The organism is Mycobacterium sp. GA-1285 (assembly GCF_001499905.1).
Taxonomy (GTDB): Bacteria; Actinomycetota; Actinomycetes; order Mycobacteriales; family Mycobacteriaceae; genus Mycobacterium.
The window spans coordinates 20,187-39,838 of the sequence record NZ_LQIS01000011.1 but is presented as its reverse complement, the minus strand read 5'-3'; the positions used below and the strand labels follow the sequence as shown (position 1 = coordinate 39,838).

17 protein-coding genes are annotated in these 19,652 nt (G+C 66.5%); 10 read left to right on the top strand and 7 right to left on the bottom strand.

The annotated features are described in order from the left end of the window. The first annotated feature begins 2 nt into the window (after positions 1 to 2). From AU193_RS08470 to AU193_RS08450, 5 genes are read left to right on the top strand one after another with little or no spacing between them, the layout of a single operon-like run. Positions 3 to 821, top strand: coding sequence for an enoyl-CoA hydratase/isomerase family protein (locus tag AU193_RS08470; RefSeq protein WP_064421927.1), 819 nt, complete (start codon positions 3 to 5; stop codon positions 819 to 821). After that, the gene (locus AU193_RS08465; protein ID WP_064421995.1) at positions 818 to 1,615 is read left to right on the top strand and encodes an enoyl-CoA hydratase/isomerase family protein; all 798 of its coding nucleotides are present in this window, start codon (positions 818 to 820) and stop codon (positions 1,613 to 1,615) included. Before AU193_RS08470 ends, AU193_RS08465 begins: the two co-directional genes overlap by 4 nt. After that, the gene (locus AU193_RS08460) at positions 1,615 to 3,072 is read left to right on the top strand and encodes a class I adenylate-forming enzyme family protein (RefSeq protein ID WP_064421926.1); all 1,458 of its coding nucleotides are present in this window, start codon (positions 1,615 to 1,617) and stop codon (positions 3,070 to 3,072) included. The genes AU193_RS08465 and AU193_RS08460 overlap by 1 nt, the downstream gene beginning before the upstream one ends. Next, positions 3,065 to 4,573, top strand: coding sequence for a class I adenylate-forming enzyme family protein (locus AU193_RS08455; protein WP_064421925.1), 1,509 nt, complete (start codon positions 3,065 to 3,067; stop codon positions 4,571 to 4,573). Before AU193_RS08460 ends, AU193_RS08455 begins: the two co-directional genes overlap by 8 nt. Further along, complete coding sequence (locus AU193_RS08450) at positions 4,566 to 6,056, top strand: class I adenylate-forming enzyme family protein (RefSeq protein ID WP_064421924.1); 1,491 nt, start codon at positions 4,566 to 4,568, stop codon at positions 6,054 to 6,056. Before AU193_RS08455 ends, AU193_RS08450 begins: the two co-directional genes overlap by 8 nt. Here AU193_RS08450 and AU193_RS08445 read toward each other — a convergent pair. The 4 genes from AU193_RS08445 to fabG are packed head-to-tail and all read right to left on the bottom strand — an operon-like array spanning position 6,049 to position 9,864. After that, positions 6,049 to 6,717 carry a GntR family transcriptional regulator gene (locus AU193_RS08445; RefSeq protein WP_064421923.1) on the bottom strand — a complete coding sequence of 223 codons (669 nt, stop codon included), beginning with the start codon at positions 6,715 to 6,717 and terminating at the stop codon, positions 6,049 to 6,051. The two genes, AU193_RS08450 and AU193_RS08445, sit on opposite strands and share 8 nt — an antisense overlap. A 2-nt stretch (positions 6,718 to 6,719) precedes the next feature. After that, positions 6,720 to 7,913: an acyl-CoA dehydrogenase family protein gene (locus tag AU193_RS08440; protein ID WP_064421922.1), complete on the bottom strand. Its 1,194-nt coding sequence runs from the start codon at positions 7,911 to 7,913 to the stop codon at positions 6,720 to 6,722. Continuing rightward, positions 7,910 to 9,124: an acetyl-CoA C-acetyltransferase gene (locus tag AU193_RS08435; RefSeq protein ID WP_064421921.1), complete on the bottom strand. Its 1,215-nt coding sequence runs from the start codon at positions 9,122 to 9,124 to the stop codon at positions 7,910 to 7,912. Before AU193_RS08435 ends, AU193_RS08440 begins: the two co-directional genes overlap by 4 nt. Then, positions 9,124 to 9,864 carry a 3-oxoacyl-ACP reductase FabG gene (gene fabG, locus AU193_RS08430; protein WP_064421920.1) on the bottom strand — a complete coding sequence of 247 codons (741 nt, stop codon included), beginning with the start codon at positions 9,862 to 9,864 and terminating at the stop codon, positions 9,124 to 9,126. The genes AU193_RS08435 and fabG overlap by 1 nt, the downstream gene beginning before the upstream one ends. A 172-nt stretch (positions 9,865 to 10,036) precedes the next feature. Here fabG and AU193_RS08425 point away from each other — a divergent pair, with 172 nt between their 5' ends. After that, positions 10,037 to 11,209, top strand: a complete 1,173-nt coding sequence (locus AU193_RS08425; RefSeq protein WP_064421919.1) for an acyl-CoA dehydrogenase family protein — start codon at positions 10,037 to 10,039, stop codon at positions 11,207 to 11,209. Next, positions 11,206 to 12,024, top strand: coding sequence for a mycofactocin-coupled SDR family oxidoreductase (locus AU193_RS08420; RefSeq protein WP_064421918.1), 819 nt, complete (start codon positions 11,206 to 11,208; stop codon positions 12,022 to 12,024). Before AU193_RS08425 ends, AU193_RS08420 begins: the two co-directional genes overlap by 4 nt. A gap of 4 nt (positions 12,025 to 12,028) precedes the next feature. On the opposite strand, the gene AU193_RS08415 is transcribed toward AU193_RS08420, so the two are convergent. Next, complete coding sequence (locus AU193_RS08415; protein WP_064421917.1) at positions 12,029 to 12,481, bottom strand: MaoC family dehydratase; 453 nt, start codon at positions 12,479 to 12,481, stop codon at positions 12,029 to 12,031. 28 nt (positions 12,482 to 12,509) lie between these two features. After that, entirely contained in the window at positions 12,510 to 13,406 is an 897-nt protein-coding gene (purU, locus tag AU193_RS08410) for a formyltetrahydrofolate deformylase (RefSeq protein ID WP_064421916.1), read from the bottom strand. 302 nt (positions 13,407 to 13,708) lie between these two features. Here purU and AU193_RS08405 point away from each other — a divergent pair, with 302 nt between their 5' ends. Genes AU193_RS08405 through AU193_RS08395 form a run of 3 tightly spaced genes read left to right on the top strand, consistent with a single transcriptional unit; the run spans position 13,709 to position 18,440 of the window. Continuing rightward, positions 13,709 to 14,458, top strand: coding sequence for a hypothetical protein (locus AU193_RS08405; protein WP_064421915.1), 750 nt, complete (start codon positions 13,709 to 13,711; stop codon positions 14,456 to 14,458). Next, positions 14,455 to 16,593: an Rv1355c family protein gene (locus AU193_RS08400; RefSeq protein WP_064421914.1), complete on the top strand. Its 2,139-nt coding sequence runs from the start codon at positions 14,455 to 14,457 to the stop codon at positions 16,591 to 16,593. Before AU193_RS08405 ends, AU193_RS08400 begins: the two co-directional genes overlap by 4 nt. 47 nt (positions 16,594 to 16,640) lie before the next feature. Beyond that, on the top strand, positions 16,641 to 18,440 hold the full coding sequence (locus AU193_RS08395) for a bifunctional diguanylate cyclase/phosphodiesterase (RefSeq protein WP_064421994.1): 1,800 nt from the start codon (positions 16,641 to 16,643) through the stop codon (positions 18,438 to 18,440). On the opposite strand, the gene AU193_RS08390 is transcribed toward AU193_RS08395, so the two are convergent. Next, positions 18,387 to 19,268, bottom strand: coding sequence for a hypothetical protein (locus AU193_RS08390; protein ID WP_064421913.1), 882 nt, complete (start codon positions 19,266 to 19,268; stop codon positions 18,387 to 18,389). The two genes, AU193_RS08395 and AU193_RS08390, sit on opposite strands and share 54 nt — an antisense overlap. Positions 19,269 to 19,652 lie beyond the last annotated feature (384 nt).

The following is a 19,652-nucleotide window of genomic DNA, read 5'->3' as shown; positions in this document are numbered from 1 at the left end:
GAATGTCCCCCACACACCCCGACTTCGACGACATCAAGTACGAGGTCGACGGGCACAAGGCCACGATCACCCTGAACCGGCCGAATGCGCTCAACGCGCTGAGCCCGCACATGATCACCGAGCTCCGCGCCGCCTACGACGAAGCCGAGAACGACGACGACATCTGGATCCTGATCGTGACGGGTACGGGCCGGGCCTTCTGCACCGGCGCCGACGTCGGGGAGATTCCCGAGGACGGCAGGGTCATCTACGAGCGGCCATACCTGTCCACCTATGAACAGTGGGAGGCGCCGCAGGAGGGCACTCCCCCGTTCCGGCGCATGGCCAAACCGGTTCTCACCGCGGTCAACGGATTGTGTTGCGGCGCAGGGCTGGACTGGATCACCACCGGCGACATCGCGATCGCCTCCGACAAGGCGACGTTCTTCGATCCGCACGTGAGCATCGGGCTGGTGGCAGGCCGCGAAATGGTCCGGCTGGCCAGGATCCTGCCCCGCAACATCGCGCTGCGCATGGCGCTGATGGGCAAGCACGAACGGATGAGCGCCGAACGCGCGTATGAGTTGGGCATGATCAGCGAAGTCGTGGAGCACGACCGGCTGCTCGAGCGCGCGCACGAGATCGCCGACATCGTGAACTCCAACGCCCCGCTCGCGGTTCGAGGCACGCGGTTGGCCATCCACAAGACGCTCGACCTGCCGCTGCACGAGGCGGAGATTCTCGCCGAGACATTCCGTGAGCGGGTCGTGCGCACCGACGACGCCGCCGAAGGTCCGAAGGCCTTCGTGGAGAAGCGGACTCCGAACTGGCAGTGCCGATGACCTTGACGACGCCGTCGTTCGAGACCATTCTCGTCGACGTGGACGCCGCCGACCACGTCGCGACCATCACGCTGAACCGGCCGGAATCGCTGAACGCCTTCAACCGCACAATGTGCGAGGAGATGTCGCAGGCGTGGCACCTGGTCAAGAACGACGACGCCGTCCATGCGGTGGTGCTCCGCGCCGCCGGCGACCGCGCGTTCAGCGCGGGCCTGGACGTCAAGATCCCGTACGGCCAGCCCGGAAACGTCTGGAACCACGAGGATCCCGGCGAGCACCTCAGTCCGAAATGGCAGAAGATGTGGAAGCCGGTCGTCTGCGCGGTACAGGGCATGTGCACAGCGGGGGCGTTCTACTTCCTCAACGAGGCCGATGTGGTGATCTGCTCGCAGGATGCCACCTTCTTCGACTCCCACGTGAGCGCCGGCCTCGTATGCGCGCTGGAACCGATCGGCCTGATGCGGCGCGTCGGGCTGGCCCAGACGCTGCGGATTGCGTTGATGGGCAACGACGAACGCGTCAGCGCCACCACGGCTCTGCAGATGGGCCTGGTGACCGAGGTCGTGACCGCCGACCGCCTGTGGACACGCGCACACGAGATCGCGGCGGGGATCGCCGCCAAGCCGCCGTCGGCGACCCAGGGCACCGTCAAGGCGATATGGGAGTCGTTGGAGAAGCCGTACCGCGCGGCGATGGAGCAGAACCTGATCTACACCCGGCTGGGTAATCCGTTGGGGCAGGCCGAGCTGGCCCAGGCGCCCCCGGGCGCGCGATCCGAACCGAGGATCCGCTGATGGGTGATCACCCGCTCAGCCGACGCATCAGAGACGTCCTCGCGCTCGACCCCGACGCGCCGGCCATCGAATACGAAGGCGAATGGATCACCTGGGGCCAGGTCGCCGGACTGGCCGCCCAGATCCACGGGGTCGGGGTGACGGGACGTCAGGTGGGAATGCTGTTGCGTAACACGCCGGCTCATGTCGCGAGTCTTCTCGGCGTCCTGCTCGGCGGCGGCACCGTCGTGGTCGTCAACCCGTCGCGCGGCGACGACCGCATCCGGGCCGACCTGCAGGCACTCGCCCTGCCGGTGGTGATCGGCGAACAGGGCGACCTGTCGCGGCTGGTGAGCACCCCGGGCACCGACATGGTGGCAATCTCGACGGTCTCAGATCCGATCCGCCTGACCGCGGCTCGCGCGCTTGTCCCCGAGGAGAACCGCATCGGCGTCGCGGTGCGGATGTTGACCAGCGGGACAACCGGGCCACCCAAACGGATCGACCTCACCTATGACATGTTGGCGCACAGTGTGATCGGCGAGGGTTTCAAGGAAGCGCCGTCGACGAGGCAGTTGCGAAGCGGGGTGGCAATCGTCAACGCCCCGCTGGTGCACATCGGTGGGGTCTTTCGGGTTCTGCAATGCGTATGCGAGGGGCGCTCATTCGTCCTTCTCGACCGCTTCGAACTGAAGCGCTGGGCCGACGCGGTGCGACGTCACCGTCCGCGCGCGGTGTCCCTCGTACCCGCTGCGCTGCGCACGGTGTTGCATTCGGACCTGACCCGCGACGACCTGGCCGGCATCCAGGCGGTCACCTCCGGCACCGCACCGTTGTCAGCCGAGGACGCCGACGCCTTCACCGCGAAGTTCGGCATACCGGTACTGACGTCCTATGCCGCAACCGAATTCGGCGGTGGCGTCGCAGGCTGGACGCTGGCCGATTATCGGCAGTACTGGCAGACCAAGCGGGGCAGTGTGGGAAGGGCCAGCCTCGGCGCGCAACTGCGCGTCGTCGATGACGACGGCCGTCCCCTCGGCGCCGATGAGCCCGGTCTGCTCGAGGTGAAGCCCGGTCAGCTGGGCCCGGAAGCGGACTGGATCCGCACCACAGACATGGCGCGCATCGACGCGGACGGGTTCGTGTGGATCCTGGGGCGTGCCGACCAGGCGATCATTCGGGGCGGATTCAAGATCATGCCCGACGACGTGCGGGCAGCGCTCGAGACCCACCCCGCGGTGCACAGCGCCGCCGTGGTCGGCCGACCCGACGACCGGCTCGGTGAGACACCGGTGGCGATGGTGCAGCCGCGCGAGCCCGTCGATTCCGCAACGCTCGAAGAGTTCCTGCGAACCCGCCTGGCCCGCTATGAAATTCCGAGCGTCATCGCGATCGTCGAGCAGATGCCGTGCACACCGTCGGGAAAACCCGACCTCAGCGCGGTCCGGCAGCACTTCGAGACCGTCGGCCATGCCTGAGCGAACCGTTGGCTCTGTGCTGCGTGCGCAGGCCGCCGCGCGCGGTGACCATCCGCTGTTGATCTGCGATACGGACCGGTTGGGCTATGCCGACGCCGAACGCCGGTCGGCCCGGCTGGCACGCGGACTCATCACGCTGGGCGCCGGCAAGGGCACGCACGTCGGTGTGTTGTACCCGAACGGGTCGGCGTTCGTCGTGGCGATGTTGGCCATCGCACGGATCGGCGCCGTCGTGATCCCGGTCTCGACGCTGGCTACCGCGCCGGAGATGCGCGAACAGCTCGGCCACGCTGACGTCGAGATCCTCTTGGCCACAGCGTCATACCGTTCGCACGACTACCGGCGACGGCTCACCGACATTGCGGGCCTTCCGCTGCTGCGTCACGTCCTCGTTGACACCGAGCCCCCGGAGTCGGCCGGTGGCGAACTGCTGGCCGCGCTCGAAGACGATGTCGAGCCCTGCGATGAGTTGGCGATAATCTACACCTCGGGATCGACGAGCGCACCCAAAGGGGTCGTGCACACACACGCCGGGCTGCTCGACCATCAGGTGGTGCTCAACGAGATCCGCGGACTGACCGCCGAGGTCAAGCTGTTCAGCAACTCACCGTTCTTCTGGATCGGCGGGTTCGCCTACTCGGTGCTGGCCACGCTGCTCGCCGGTGCAACGCTGTTGTGCTCCAACGCCGTCGATCCCGCTGAGACCCTCGACCTGTTGGAGGCCGAGAAGCCGACGATGACCAACGGTTTCGTCGCGGGCATCGCCCACCTCGCTCGCCACCCCAGCCTGCCCAGCCGCGACCTGTCGTCGATCAGGCGAGGCAACCTCTACCCGATCATGGCTCCCGAAGTCCGGCCCGCCGATCCCGAACTGCGTCATACGATGCTCGGCATGACGGAGTCCGGCAGCGTCATCCTCGCCTGCTCCGATGAATCCGATCAGCCCGAGCACCGGCGCGGATCGTTCGGCAAGCCGGTACCCGGATTCGATGTCAAGGTCGTCGATCCCGACACCGGAGCGCCCGTGGGGGTCGGCGGCGGTGAACTGTGCGCGCGCGGGCCGTTCATGATGCTGCGGTATCACAAGCGCAGCCGGGAGGAGTGTTTCGACGTCGACGGGTGGTTCCACACCGGCGACCTCGTCCGCACTGACGCCGACGGCTTCTTCTACTTCATCGGCCGCCGCGGCGCGATGATCAAGACCGCGGGCGCCAACGTCGCACCCGCGGAGGTCGAACGGGCGATCGCGAAGGTGACCGACGGCGTCGTCGCGCACGTGATCGGCCTGCCCGACGCCGAACGCGGCCAGATCGTCGCCGCGGTGATCGCGGTGGAGGACGGCGCGTCATTCGACGAGGCCGGATGTCGTGAACGGCTCAAGTCCGAGTTGTCGGCGTACAAGATTCCCCGGCGGTTCGCCGCCGTGCCCGCTGCCCGCATTCCCGTGCTGTCCAGCGGAAAGGTCGACTTGTCCCGATTGGCAGAGGTTTTCGATGTCTGACACGATCGACGCGCTGATGCGGCGGCGAGCCGCCGAGCGCGGCGACAAAGCGGCGGTGATCGACCCGTCGGCCAGGATCACCTACGCCGAACTCGACGCCTCCACACGTGAGTTGGCCGCGGCCTTTTGGACCGCCGGCGTCGGCAAGGGCAGCCGGGTCGCGTTGATCATGCCCAACAGCGTCGAGTGGGTGCGGATCGCGATCGCGCTGACCCGCGTCGGCGCCGTGGTGGTGCCATTGAGCACGCTGTTGCAGCCGCCCGAACTCGCGGCCCAGCTTCGCGTGGCGGCGGTGCAGTTCGTCGTGGCCGTCGAGGAGTTCCGCGGCCACCGGTACCTGGACGACATCTCCACCGAGCGGGCCGATCTTCCGGCCCTGCGTAAGGTCTGGCACGCGGACCGGCTGCCCGCCGGCGACGCCGCGCCCGTCGATGACATTGCGGCCGCGGTGACCCCGAGCGATCCCCTGGTGATCATGTTCACCTCCGGCAGCAGTGGTCCACCGAAGGGCGTGATCCATTCGCACGGCAACGCTCTGGGCGCGGTGCGGTCGGGCCTGTCCGCGCGGTGCATCTCCGCTGACACCCGGTTGTATCTGCCGATGCCGTTCTTCTGGGTCGGCGGGTTCGGCAGCGGCATCCTCTCGACGCTGTTGGTGGGCGCCACGCTGATCACCGAGCAGATTCCCCGGCCGGAGTCCACGCTGCGCCTCGTCGAACGCGAACGAGTCACGCTGTTTCGCGGCTGGCCCGACCAGGCGGAGGCCCTGGCACGCCAATCCGCTTCTGTCGGAGCCGATCTGTCGTCATTGCGGCCCGGGAGTCTGCCTGCGCTTCTGCCCGCCGATCTGCGCGGAGAGCCGGGTGCGCGGGCCAACTTGTTCGGCATGACCGAGTCGTTCGGGCCGTACTGCGGCTACCCCGCCGACACCGACATGCCACGCTCGGCATGGGGCAGCTGCGGAAAGCCCTTCGACGGCATGGAGGTTCGCATCGTCGACACCGGCAGCGGTGAGCCGGTGCCGACCGGGACCATCGGGATGATCCAGATTCGCGGGCCGCACGTGATGCGAGGGATATGTCGCCGCAGCCGCGAAGACGTATTCACCCCGGATGGCTTCTACCCCACCGGCGACCTCGGACATCTCGACGACGACGGCTTCATGTTCTACCACGGACGCTGCGATGACATGTTCAAGGTCAGCGGCGCGACGGTATACCCGAGCGAAGTCGAGCGGGCACTGCGCACGATCGACGGTGTGCACAACGCGATCGTCACGGAGGTCGCCGGTGCCGTCGGCGCCGCCGTGGTATCGGGCCGTCCGCTCGACGAGTTGCGTACCGAGGCGCGAAACCGGTTGAGCGCCTTCAAGGTTCCGACGGTGTGGCTCATCACCGACAACGACGGCGACATTCCCCGCAAGGCGTCGGGCAAGGTCGACGTCCGCGCACTGCGCGATATCCTGCTCGCCCGCGTCAGGTGACCACGCCGCGCGCTCTGAGGTGTTCGATCAACGGCTTCGCCCCCGCCGCGAGATGGTCGGACATCTCGGCGCGGGCACGGTCCTCGTCGTGCTGCTCCAGCGCACCCAGCAGCCTGCGGTGGTGATCGTTCGACAGCTCCGGCCAGCCCGCGATGACCGGGAACACCGACTCGGGGGCATAGCGGGTGATCTGAGACATCAACTGGGCCAGCTTGGGCGAGTCCGCGGCGACGTTGATGGCGCGGTGGAATTCGTGGTTGAGCCGTACCGCTCGTTCGTCTTCGGCGGCGGCGTACGCCGCTTCCAGATCGGTTTGGATCTGTTTCAGGTCGCGAAGTTGTTCGTCGGTGATGTTGGCTGCGGCGCGCGCCGCGAGCTCACCGCCGATGTAGGCCTGCACATTCGACACGTCGGTGAGATCACGCCCGGTCACCGGCAGCACGACGAATCCCCGCCGCGGCTGTTGGGTGAGCAGCCCTTCGGCCTTCAGCTCGAACAGCGCCTCGCGGACCGGGGTGACGCTGATGCCGAGCTCGGCGGCCAGTTGGTCCAGCCGCACGTACTCACCGGCGGCATAGGTGCCGTCGAAGATGCGTTTGCGCACGAAACGTGCTACGTCCTCGGCGAGTTGAGGCCGGAAGGCGAATTCGGATGCTGTCACCGTCAGACCTGATAGTCGGCGAGCAACCGCTTGCTGATGATGTTCTTCTGGATCTCGCTCGTGCCCTCACCGATCAGAAGGAACGGCGCATCGCGCATCAACCGCTCGATCTCGTATTCCTTCGAGTACCCGTAACCGCCGTGGATCCGGAAGCTCTGCTGCGTGACCTCCGAGCAGAACTCGCTCGCAAGGTACTTCGCCATTCCGGCCGCGACGTCGTTGCGTTCCCCAGAGTCCTTCAGCCGGGCGGCGTTGACCATCATCAGGTGCGCCGCCTCGACTTTGGTCGCCATCTCTGCCAATTGGAAGGCGATGGCCTGATGCTCGGAGATCGGCTTACCGAACGTCTGCCGCTGCTGGGCGTAGCGCACGGCGAGTTCGAAGGCACGGATGCCCACGCCGCAGGCACGCGCCGAGACGTTGACCCGGCCGACCTCGATGCCGTCCATCATCTGGAAGAAACCCTGCCCGGGGGCCTCGCCGAGGATGTCGTCAGCCTGGGCCTCGTAGCCGTCGAAGATCAACTCGGTGGTGTCGATGCCCTTGTAGCCGAGCTTGTCGAGTTTGCCCGGAATCGTCAAGCCCGGCGCGACTTCGCCATAGCCGACCGGCTTTTCGACGAGGAACGCGGTCAGGTTGCGGTGCGGTTTGTCGGCCCCCTCGTCGGTGCGTACCAGCACCGCGATCAACGTCGACGTGCCGCCGTTGGTCAGCCACATCTTCTGACCGTCGATCCGATAGGTGCCGTCGTCGTTGCGGGTCGCCCGCGTGCGGATCGCGGCGACGTCGGATCCCAGCTCGGGTTCGGACATCGAGAAGGCGCCGCGCGTCTCCCCCGTCGCCATCCGCGGCAGGTAGTGCTGCTTCTGCGCATCGGTGCCGTGCTGACGCAGCATGTAGGCGACGATGAAGTGGGTGTTGAGCACACCGGAGATGCTCATCCAACCGCGCGCCAACTCCTCGACGCACAGCGCGTACGTCAACAGCGATTCGCCGAGGCCACCGTAGGACTCGGGAATCATCAAGCCGAACAGCCCCATCTCCTTCATCGCATCGACGATGGCCTGGGGGTAGGTGTCAGTCCTCTCGAAGTCCGGCGCGTTCGGGATGATCTCTTTCTCGACGAATTGGCGCACGGTGGACAGGATTTCGGTCTGCACATCGGTCAGGCCGACCGTCTGGGCGAGTTTGGTCATGCCCCTACCCTCTCGAACACCGCTGCCAGCCCCTGGCCTCCGCCGATGCACATGGTCTCCAGGCCGTAGCGGGCGCCGCGCCTGGTCAGTTCGCGCGCCAGCGTCGCCAGCATCCGGCCTCCCGTCGCGCCGACGGGGTGCCCCAGCGAGATGCCGGAGCCGTGCACGTTCGTGCGTTCGGCGTCCGCCTCGCCGAAGTTCCACTCCCGCATCACGGCAAGCGCCTGCGCCGCGAAGGCCTCGTTCAGCTCGATCAGGTCGATATCGCTCAACGTCAGCCCCGCCTTGGCCAGCGCGGCCGCCGTCGCGGGCACGGGCCCGATACCCATGACATTCGGCGCCACGCCCGCCGAGCCCCACGACACCAGGCGCACCAGCGGTGTCAGCCCCAGCTCCTCGGCTTTGTCGCGCGTGGTCACCACGCACATCGATGCGGCGTCGTTCTGGCCGCTCGCATTGCCCGCGGTGACCGTCGCCTCCGGATCCTGCTTACCGAGAACGGGTTTCAGCTTTGCCAGTGACTCGAGCGAGGTGTCGGGCCTCGGGTGTTCGTCGGTGTCGATCCGCTCCTCCCCGTGGCGGGTCTGCACCATCACCGGCACGATCTCCTCGGCCAGGATGCCGTCCTTCTGGGCGGCCACCGCGCGCTGATGCGACCTCACGGCAAGTTCGTCCTGTTCCTGGCGCGAGATGCCGTACTGCCTGCGCAGGTTCTCCGCGGTCTCGAGCATGCCGCCGGGAACCGGATGGTTCCTGCCGCCTGCGGTCGTGCGTCCGCGGGCCAGCGAGTCGTGCAGCATGACGCCGCCGGACTTGGACCCCCACCTGATGTCGGTCGAGTAGAACGTCACGTTGCTCATGCTCTCGGCGCCGCCCGCGACCACGACGTCGCTGTCGCCGTTGGCAACCTGAAGACAGGCCTGGATGACGGCCTGCAGACCCGAACCGCACCGCCGGTCGACCTGCATACCGGGCACCGTCACCGGAAGACCCGCATCCAGCGCCACGACACGTCCGATGGCGGGCGCCTCGCTGCTCGGGTAGCAATGACCGAGAATCACGTCCTCGACTGCGGCGGGGTGGATTCCGGTGCGCTCAAGCAAACCCTTGAGTGCGGTGACGCCGAGGTCAACGGCGGTCAGAGACTTGAACATTCCGCCGTAGCGGCCGATCGGCGTACGCACCGGTTCGCAGATGACGGCCTCGCGCATCAGACGTACCTCCCGCCGGTGACCTCGAGGACCGTGCCGGTCATGTATGACGACAAATCACTGGCCAGAAACAGCGCGACCTTGGCGACCTCGTCGGGCTCACCGGCGCGACCCATCGGCACCTCGGCGAGCTTGGAGTCCCAAATGCGTTGTGGCATCGCTTCGGTCATCGCCGAGCGGATCAACCCGGGCTGAATCGCGTTGACCCGCACGCCCAGATGGGCCAGCTCCTTGGCGGCCGCCTTGGTCATGCCCACGACGCCGGCCTTGGCTGCCGAATAGTTCGTCTGCCCGACCAGACCGACCTTGCCCGAGATCGACGACATGTTGATGATGGCGCCACTCTTGTTCTCCCGCATGACCGGAGCGGCCGCCTTCAGCCCGTTCCATGTGCCCTTGAGGTGCACGGCGATGACCTGATCGAACTGCTCTTCGGTCATCTTGCGAAGGGTTGCGTCACGGGTGATCCCGGCATTGTTGACCATGATGTCCAGGCCACCGAACCGCTCCACCGCGGCGCGGACCAACGCCTCGACGTCGTCGGCTTTCGTGACGTCGCTGCGCACGGCGATCGCGACGTCCTCGCCACCGAGTCGCTTGGCCGCCTGCTCGGTCGCCGCCAGATCGAGATCCCCGAGTACCACTCGAGCGCCCTCGGCGATATACCGCTCGGCGATCGCGAATCCCAGCCCCTGTGCACCTCCGGTCACGACCGCCGTCTGCCCGGTCAACAGCGACACCTGATCACCCCTTCCGCTGGTCAAGGCCCACCGGGGGCCGCATCAGTCGAACATCATATTTCATATATGATCGCGCCAGTTCAGCGTGTGCCGAACGTTCCCCGCGCGACCTGTCCAAGGAATCTCGCGCTGACGAACGTTCGCGCCGGAGAAGAGCGACGAGGAGCACAGGATGACGACGTCCGAGGTCAGCGACGAGGACTTCCAGGAGATCCTGGCGCAGACCCGTCACTTCGTCCGGACCGCGGTGATCCCCCGCGAGCACGAGATCCTGGCCGAGGACCGGGTGCCCGACGACCTTCGCGAGCAGGCCAAGAAGATGGGGCTCTTCGGCTACGCGATTCCGCAGGAGTGGGGCGGGCTGGGTCTGAACCTGTCGCAGGACGTCGAGCTGGCGATGGAGCTGGGCTACACCTCGCTGGCCCTGCGCTCGATGTTCGGCACGAACAACGGCATCGCCGGGCAGGTACTGGTCGGGTTCGGGACCGACGAGCAGAAGGCGCGCTGGCTCGAGCCGATGGCCACCGGCGACGTCGTCGCCTCTTTCGCGCTGACCGAGCCCGGCGCGGGCTCCAATCCGTCGGGCCTTCGCACCAAAGCCGTTCGCGACGGTGACGATTGGGTGATCGCGGGTCAGAAGCGGTTCATCACCAACGCCCCGACCGCCGACCTTTTCGTCGTGTTCGCCCGCAGCCGACCCGCCGATGCGGACGGCGCGGGCATCGCCGTGTTCCTGGTACCTGCCGACACCGCCGGTGTCCAGGTCGGCGCCAAGGACGCGAAGATGGGCCAGGAAGGCGCGTGGACCGCCGACGTCAGCTTCGACGACGTGCGGGTGCCCGCCGAAGCGCTCGTCGGCGGTAGCGAGGACATCGGTTACCGCGCCGCGATGATCTCGTTGGCGCGCGGACGTGTACACATCGCCGCTCTGGCGGTCGGGGCCGCGCAACGGGCGCTCGACGAGTCGGTCGCCTACGCCGCGACCGCGACCCAGGGAGGTACACCGATCGGCGACTTCCAGTTGGTGCAGGCGATGCTCGCCGACCAGCAGACCGGTGTGATGGCCGGCCGCGCCTTGGTCCGCGACACCGCGCGCCAATGGGTCACCGGCGAGGACCGCAGGATGGCGCCGTCGGCGGCCAAGCTGTTCTGCACCGAAATGGCGGGCGACGTCGCCGATCTCGCGGTTCAGATCCACGGCGGCAGTGGCTACATGCGCGAGGTTCCCGTCGAACGGATATACCGCGATGTCCGGCTGCTGCGGCTCTACGAGGGCACCAGCGAGATTCAGCGGCTCATCATCGGGTCGAACCTCGTCAAGGCAGCGCAGAAGGAGCGCTCATGAACAGGCTCGCCGACAAGGTCGCGTTCATCACCGGCGCCGCAAGGGGCCAGGGTCGCGCACACGCCGTCCGGATGGCCACCGAGGGCGCCGACATCATCGCCGTCGACATCGCGGGAAAGCTTCCGGACTGCGTGCCTTACGACCATGCGACTCCGGAGGACCTGGCCGAGACGGCCCGCCTGGTCGAGACCACCGGTCGTCGCATCCTCACCTCGCAGACCGACATCCGCGACGCCGAGACCCTCAACGAGATCGTCACCGAGGGTGTCGCCGAATTCGGCCGCCTCGATGTGATCGTCGCCAACGCCGGTATCTCGCCCCCTCAGGCGTGGGACGAAATCACGCCGGAGGATTTCCGCGACGTGATGGACATCAACGTGACGGGCACCTTCAACACCGTGCGGGCCGGTGCCCAGCACATCGTCGACGGCGGCCGGGGCGGGTCCATCATCCTGATCAGCTCGGCCGCGGGAATCAAGTTGCAGCCGTTCATGGTTCACTACACCGCCAGCAAGCATGCCGTCACCGGCATGGCCCGTGCGCTCGCCGCCGAACTCGGAAAGCACTCGATCCGCGTCAACAGCGTGCACCCGGGCCCGGTCAACACCGCGATGGGCTCGGGCGACATGATCAGCGCGATCGCCAAGGTGATGGAGACCAACCCTCAGTTACAGCACATGATGACGCCGTTTCTCCCGACGTGGGTGCTGCAACCCGAGGACGTGGCCGACGTGGTGTGCTGGTTGGCCGGCGACGAGTCGAAACACATGACGGCGACTGCCATTCCGGTGGATCAGGGCTCCACCCAGTACTGAAGTCTCAGCGAATGAAGCGGACGATCGACTCCGCAACCGCGGCAGGCTTTTCCGAACCCTCGATCTCGATCGTCGTGGTCATCGTCGACTGCACGGCGCCGTCGAGCTGGTCGATCTTCGTCAGTTCTGCCCTGGCGCGGATCTTCGCGCCGACCTTGACCGGCGTGATGAAACGAACCTTGTTGTAGCCGTAGTTGATCGCCATCGCGACGTTGCCGACCGTGTACAGCTGGTGCGAGAAGTGCGGGAGCAGCGACAGCGTCAGCAAGCCGTGGGCGATCGTCGCGCCGAACGGCCCGTTCGCCGCCTTCTCGGGGTCGACGTGGATCCACTGGTGGTCCTCGGTCGCGTCGGCGAACAAGTTGACACGGTCCTGGGTGACTTCGAGCCAGTCCGTGGGGCCGAGTTGGCTGCCCTGCGCCGCGATGAACTCGTCGAGGTCGCTGAATTTCTTCACTACTTCTCCTTCGTACCGGCGACGCCGGCTAAAAGACGACGGTCTGGTTGCCGAATCGGATGACGCGGTCCTCACAGTGCCACAGCACCGCTCGGGACAAAACAACGCGTTCGACGTCCGATCCGAGGCGGACCAGATCCTCCACGCTGTGCCGATGGTCCACCCGGACCACGTCCTGCTCGATGATCGGCCCCTCGTCGAGGTTCTCGGTCACGTAATGCGCCGTCGCGCCGACGAGCTTGACTCCTCGCTCCTTGGCCCGCCGATACGGCGCGGCGCCGATGAACGCCGGCAGGAACGAGTGGTGGATGTTGATGAGCGGGCACCCGACCTCGGCGAGGAATCGCGGCGTAAGGATCTGCATGTACCGGGCCAGGACCACGAGGTCGACATTGCCGCGCAGCAATTCGAGTTGGCGATGTTCGGCGTCCTCGCGGATTTCCCTGCTGGCGGGCACGTGAATGAACGGAACCGAGAAGGGCCGGACTTGATCGGCGAGGTCCGGATGGTTCGAGATCACCATGGCCACGGCCATGTCGAGCTCGCCGCGCCGGTTGCGCCACAGCAGGTCGAGCAGGCAGTGATCTTCTGTGGAAGCCATGATCGCCACCCGCTTGCGTTTCGCGGCCTCGGTGAGCCGAAAATCCATACCGAATGGTATGGCCACCTGCTCGGCGAATTCGCGTTCGAGTTCATCGCGCGCTGCCGTCAGGCCCGGCAGGTGAAAAATGGTGCGCTGCATGAACGTGCCGCCCGACTGTTCGGTCGCGTGTTGATCCAGTGACACGATGTTGGCGCCGGCCGCGGCGAGGAAGGCGCTGACGGCCGCCACCAGCCCGGGTCGGTCGGCGCAGCGCAGCAGCAACCTGCCCACGTCCTTAACGGGTAGACCCCCCGCACCGGCACTCGGATACTTCCCGCCCACGTCTCACAGGGTGGCACTCGGCCGACACAAGCGCAGGTGAACCACCGCATCCCGGGTTTGGACACCGAATCCGCGGGCGGACTCATTTCATTTCGCAACCGGCAGTCACCAATTAGCTGCGCGCGAACACCGCATCACGACCGGAAATTTCTTTCGCGGCGACAAGGGACTTTTTCACAACAAGATCACTTCGCTTGCTGGTAATAAAACAGCACTCGGCGACATACTCAGATGGATGTGGGAAATCCACATGTGAACAGCAGCGACCGGACCATGGAAACTGCCCCGATGATCGGACGAATATGACCATTGCACAATTCCGACCCGCCACCGATGTTGCCGCCAGTTTGCGACAGACTCCCAGTTTCTGGGACTCCGAGACCGACTGCTCAATCACGTTTGCACACCCCGCGGTCGAACCTGAGCTATGGCGGAATTTCGTGCACGGGGCCACACGCAGTTACACCAAGCATGGTGTGGCGAAAGCGCTCGACGTGGAGGCGTTGCACTCGGGCTCGGACACGATTCTGTTCGCCGCCTGTGTCGACCGCACGGGAAGGGTCGTCGGTGGCCTACGCGCGAAAGGGCCATACCAGTGCGCCGATGAGGCCCACGCACTGCTGGAGTGGAAGGGCCAACCGGGCTTCGACGCGGTACGGAAGATGATCAGCGACCGTCTACCATTCGGCGTTGTGGAGATGAAAACCGCATGGGTGACGGACGATCCCGATCGCAACCGCCAGCTCACCTACGCGATCTCCAGAACACCGCTGCACGCAATGGGGCTTCTCGACATCCAGTTCATCGTCGCGACGGCGGCCTCCTATGTGCTCAAACGATGGCTTTCGTCCGGCGGCATTCTGGCGACCAAGATTCCTCCGACGCCGTATCCCGACGAGCGTTACGAAACCCGACTGGCTTGGTGGGACCGTGCGACGTTCGCCAAACATGCTGATCCCAAACAGCTTTCGTTGTATTTCGCCGAACAACACATGCTGGCTCCCGTTCGGAAGGCGACGGGTATGTCAGCCGCCACCGGGACGGAGCGGTGATCGACGGGGACGGCGATTCGAATCGGTGCACGGCAGTAGTTCTGCTCGCCGACGATCCCGTCCTCGCCGAACTGCGGTCAGATCCGCGCATCGCGTTCATTGACAGCGCAGCACAACAGCAGCGGGCGCTGCGCGAATCACGCCCATCACCGCCCGAAGATGTTCTCGCCGAACCGATTCGCTGGGCCTACTATCCGTGGCGCCGTGCCGTGGCCGACATCCTCGGTCCCAAAGGGTTTCGCCGCGTGCGTCTGGATCGCAACCGAAACCTGATCACCCCGGCCGAACAGAAAAGGCTCGGTGGCCTGACGGTCGGAGTCGTCGGATTGAGTGTCGGTCACACGATCGCCTACGCGCTGGCGGCTCAGGGGCTGTGCGGTCTTTTGCGGTTGAGCGACTTCGACGACATGGATCTGACGAACCTGAACCGGGTGCCCGCCTCGGTGCTCGACATCGGGGTGAACAAGGCGATCGTGTGCGCCAGGAGGATCGCTGAACTCGATCCGTACTTCCCCGTGCGCGTCGACGTCTCGGGCGTCAACGCGCAGACCGTGCACGAATTCCTCGACGGCGTGGACATCGTGATCGAGGAATGCGACTCCCTGGACGCCAAACTTCAGGTCCGCGAAGCCGCACGGGCGCGCGGGATCCCGGTGCTCATGACGACCAGCGATCGCGCGCTGATCGATGTCGAGCGGTTCGACCTCGATCCGGCGCGCCCGATTCTCCACGGTCTCGCCGGTGACCTGGACGCGACCGGTCTGGCGAATCTCAGCAGCACCGACAAGTTGCCGTACTCGCTCCGACTCGTCGAGGCGAGCCAGGTCTCGGCCCGGATGGCGGCCTCGCTGCTCGAGGTGGGACAGACTTTGTCGACGTGGCCGCAGTTGACGTCCGAGGTGGCACTGAACACGAGTTTGGTCGCCGAAGCCGTCAGGCGAATCGGCTTGGGCGAGCATCTCCCGTCCGGACGGGCGCGGATGGACATCGACGAGGTCTTCGACCGACTCGAGACCCCCGTGGTGCCCGCCCAGGAACACCCCGTCGACGACCCGCCTGTGAAAGTTCCACCGCACCGAGCGACGGACGCCATCGCCGCCGCCGCACAGCGCGCGCCCTCGGGTGGCAATGCTCAACCCTGGCGAATCGAGGTGGCGACCGGATCGGCGACGATCGCGTTGGACCCGCGGTACACCACGACGATGGACGTCGGTTTGCGGGCCAGCGCCGTCGCCGTCGGCGCCGCCACCTTCAACGCACGTGTGGCGGCCGCCGTGCACCACATGACCGGGCAGGTGCACTACGGCGCCGGTGACGAGGCCTCACCGTTGATCGCGACGCTGACGCTCGCGCCGGGCGACGACCCCGAACTCGCATCGCTGTACGAGCCGATGCTGGCCCGTGAAACGAATCGGCGTCTCGGCAACGCGGCACCGATCTCCGCCGGCACGGTCGCGATCCTGGCGGCCGCCGCGGACGCCGAAGGCGCCCGGTTGAGGATCCTGACCGGGCGGGACGACCTCGAATCGGCCGCGGCGATCCTGGCTGCCGCCGACCGCATCCGGTATCTGACTCCGCGCCTGCACGCCGAGATGTTCGCCGAACTGCGATGGCCCGACGCCCCCTCACTGGACTCCGGCATCGACGTGCGCACCCTCGAGCTCTCCCCGGCGGATTGGGTGATGCTCGAGGTCCTTCGGCGGCCGGAGGTGATGAACCACGTGAAGGAGTGGGACGGGGGGCGGGCCCTCGGTGACGACACCGAGCGCCGGGTACGAGGCTGCGCAGGTCTCGCGGTCGTCTCGGTGAAAGGGCGCCGCCTGGCCGACTACGCGCGCGCCGGGGCGGCAGTGGAGTCGGTGTGGATCCGGGCAGAGCAGCACGGCCTTGCCGTGCAACCGGTTTCACCGCCATTCCTGTACGCGCTCGACGAGCCGGACCGCCGCCGCGTCTCTCCCACTTTCGCCGACGACCTCGGCAGGCTGCAATATGATTTTCACCAGCTCGCGGGCACCGGTCCGGCGGAGTCGCAGGCGTTGATCCTCAGGCTCACCTACGCAGCCCGCTCGTCGGTACGCAGCCGGCGCCGCAGCCACCACCGTCGCGACAGCCCCGACGGCGTCAGGGAGGGTTAGTGCCCAGCAGCCTCGAGAACCTCGTCACCTCGGTCGCCACGCAGCTGATGGGTGTGAACGCCGCGACGTCGGTCGAGGTGAGCCAGCGCGTCCTGGCCGACCTCGTCGAGTACCTCGGCGTCGACGTCAGCTTTCTGCGTCACAACGATCATCGGATCCGCGCGTCGGTGCTGGTCGCCGAATGGCCGGTCCGGCCCGGGATTCCGGATCCCGACCCGTTACGCGTGGTCTATTTCGCCGACGCCGATCCGGTGTTCGCCCGGTGCGAGCACCAGAAGGAACCGATCGTGTTCCGTCCGGAGCCCTCGACCGAGGAGTATCAGCAGACCATCGCCGAGGGCAGGCAGGTTCCGTCGACCTCGATGGCGTGCGTGCCGATGCTCTCGGGCGACATCACCTCCGGAGTGCTCGGCTTCGTGAAATTCGGCGACCGGGACTGGGCTCCGGAAGAACTCAACGCGCTCAAGGCGATCGCTTCTCTGTTCGCCCAGGTTCAAGCGCGTGTCGAAGCCGAGGATCGCCTCCGCCACCTGGCCGAACACGACGATCTGACGGGATTGTGTAACCGGCGCGCCCTGCTCGCGCACCTGGACGCTCGTCTGCAGCAGGGCCGACCGGGACCGGTCTCGGTGCTGTTCTTCGATCTGGACCGGCTGAAGGCCATCAACGACTACCTCGGCCACACCGCGGGTGACTGGTTCATTCGCGTACTGGCCGAACGGCTGCGTCAAAGCGCCGACGACGGCACCTTCCTCGCCCGGCTCGGTGGCGACGAGTTCGTGGTCGTGCCTGCTGGGCCGACGGACGTCGACACCGCCAGGGAACTTGCCACTCGGTTGCAGACGGCGCTCAATGAGCGGGTCGCGGTCGACGGCGAGACGCTCACCCGTACGGTCAGCATCGGAGTGGCGTTGGGCGACCCGGGCCGCGACGACACATCGGATCTCTTGCGGCGCGCCGACCAAGCGGTGTTGACCGCCAAGGCTTCCGGCGGGAACGAGGTGGCGGTCTTCACCGATCAGATGTCGTTGGAGTCCGACTTCCGCAACGACATCGAGCTCCACCTACACAGCGTCATCGAGACGGGCGCCCTTCTCCTGCACTATCAGCCCGAGGTCAACATGCGCACCGGCGAGATCCTCGCCGCCGAGGCATTGGTCCGCTGGGAGCATCCGACGCGGGGCCTGCTCGCGCCCGGTTCGTTCATCGGTGTGGCCGAATCCATCAACCTGGCAGGCGAATTGGGACGCTGGGTGATGCGGACGGCGTGCCGCGAGTTCGCGCAATGGCGCGCGCGCGGCGTCGGCCGCGACGCGGTATTGCGGGTCAACGTCTCGCCGGTCCAACTGGTCAGCGACGGATTCGTGGGATCGGTCGCGGGCACCATCGACGAGTTCGGCCTCGAAGGCGGATCGGTGTGCCTGGAGATCACCGAGAGCATCGTGGTGCAGGACATCGAAACCACCCGAAAGACGCTGGCCGGTCTCAAACAGGTGGGCGTGCAGGTCGCCATCGACGACTTCGGCACCGGCTACAGCGTGCTGTCGCACTTGAAGTCACTGCCCGTCGACACCCTGAAGATCGACAAAGGCTTCGTGCGGGAGCTGGGCGAAAACCGTGGCGATCTCGCCATCGTCCGCGCCATCATCGCGCTCGCGGAGGCGTTCGGCCTGCAGCTCGTCGCCGAGGGCGTGGAGACCGAGGAGGCCGCCCGCACCCTGCTCGCGCATGGATGCCACCGGGCGCAGGGGTTCCTGCTGTCGCATCCGGTGCCGGGCGCCGAGATGGAAGCGCTACTCGCCCGGGGGCGGATACCCGTGGACTTCGCCGCATCGCCACGACCCTGAGTGGCGGTACGTCCTATGAAGATCGGCGTGTAAGCGGCGCCCGCGCGCACGGCACGCCGCGCTTGACACTGTGGGCGGTTCGGAGGTGAGCACCTCGACGCGACCGAACCTGCTGGCACGCTGCCCGACGAGGCAGACGCGCAGGACGTCGCCCGACACCGACCGCCGATCGACCTCGGCGAGTTGTGCAGCTCCACTGGTCACCGTGATCCCGTGCCGGGCCCGGACCGCCATCGACCCGGCGGACGTTGCGAACACCGCGCCCACCGCGACACCCTCCTCGAAAACCAGGCGTTGCAGCGCATGGTCGGAGTGCACTTCGATGTCACGGTCGGCCACACCCTTGAGGAGCAGATCGGACACGGCGCCGGCGAGCTCTTCGGAATCGCCGGAAAGCGAGCCGATCTCGAGGACCTCGAGTATCTGGCCGTCCGACGCGCAGACAGTCGTCGCGCTCCAATCCGGTAGCCGGGTCGACAGGTAACCGAACGGCGACGCCAGACATTGAGCGGCCCATTCGCGCAACCGCGCCCCGACGAACGGTGCGACCATGCGGGTGGTCTCGGCGGGTACATGCGATGGCACGGCGCGGATGGGCACGCCGAGGTCATGGGACTGGCAGTGCAGCGGGCCCAAGTCGGACGTCATCTCGGCGAAGAAGTGCCGGGTGCACTCGTCGGCCGCGTTCGTGCCGAGCCAGTGGCGCTGCCCGACGCCCCAGTCGGTGAGAAAAACCTCGCCACCGAACTCGTCGAGTGCGATGGCGTGTGCGAGCCCGGCCGCACCGGCACCGACACACACCACATCGACTTCGTCGTCCCACTGCACCGTTAACGTCTCCCGGGTCGCGGCAACGCGAGGAACGACGTGTGCGACGCAGGGTGACCGACGGGCCGCGACACGGATCGCCGCGAACCGGAAGTCATCACCTGGGTTACTTTACATACTTTTTGGATGTTATAGGCGCTGAATTATGACTTAAAGTCTGACGTGTCGGACACGACAATTCGACGTGCGGCATTTCGGAGAAGTCAGACGAAAAGATTGCCCAGGAATCGAGAGCGCCGGAGGAACACGCGACCGCCGGGGTGTCGCACACAGCTAACGGCACGGAATTCGTCGAACCGGGGAAGTGGATGAAAGAATCGCAGGGTTGGTCAACTTCGGGCAAACGAGGCTCCCACTGAACCGCGTTCCCCCACCGGCAGAACA

Coding starts and splice junctions, on each gene's coding strand:
- AU193_RS08470 (WP_064421927.1), top strand. CDS start 3: ATGTCCCCCACACACCCCGACTTCGACGACATCAAGTACGAGGTCGAC.
- AU193_RS08465 (WP_064421995.1), top strand. CDS start 818: ATGACCTTGACGACGCCGTCGTTCGAGACCATTCTCGTCGACGTGGAC.
- AU193_RS08460 (WP_064421926.1), top strand. CDS start 1,615: ATGGGTGATCACCCGCTCAGCCGACGCATCAGAGACGTCCTCGCGCTC.
- AU193_RS08455 (WP_064421925.1), top strand. CDS start 3,065: ATGCCTGAGCGAACCGTTGGCTCTGTGCTGCGTGCGCAGGCCGCCGCG.
- AU193_RS08450 (WP_064421924.1), top strand. CDS start 4,566: ATGTCTGACACGATCGACGCGCTGATGCGGCGGCGAGCCGCCGAGCGC.
- AU193_RS08440 (WP_064421922.1), bottom strand. CDS start 7,913: ATGACCAAACTCGCCCAGACGGTCGGCCTGACCGATGTGCAGACCGAA.
- AU193_RS08435 (WP_064421921.1), bottom strand. CDS start 9,124: ATGCGCGAGGCCGTCATCTGCGAACCGGTGCGTACGCCGATCGGCCGC.
- AU193_RS08425 (WP_064421919.1), top strand. CDS start 10,037: ATGACGACGTCCGAGGTCAGCGACGAGGACTTCCAGGAGATCCTGGCG.
- AU193_RS08420 (WP_064421918.1), top strand. CDS start 11,206: ATGAACAGGCTCGCCGACAAGGTCGCGTTCATCACCGGCGCCGCAAGG.
- AU193_RS08405 (WP_064421915.1), top strand. CDS start 13,709: ATGACCATTGCACAATTCCGACCCGCCACCGATGTTGCCGCCAGTTTG.
- AU193_RS08395 (WP_064421994.1), top strand. CDS start 16,641: ATGGGTGTGAACGCCGCGACGTCGGTCGAGGTGAGCCAGCGCGTCCTG.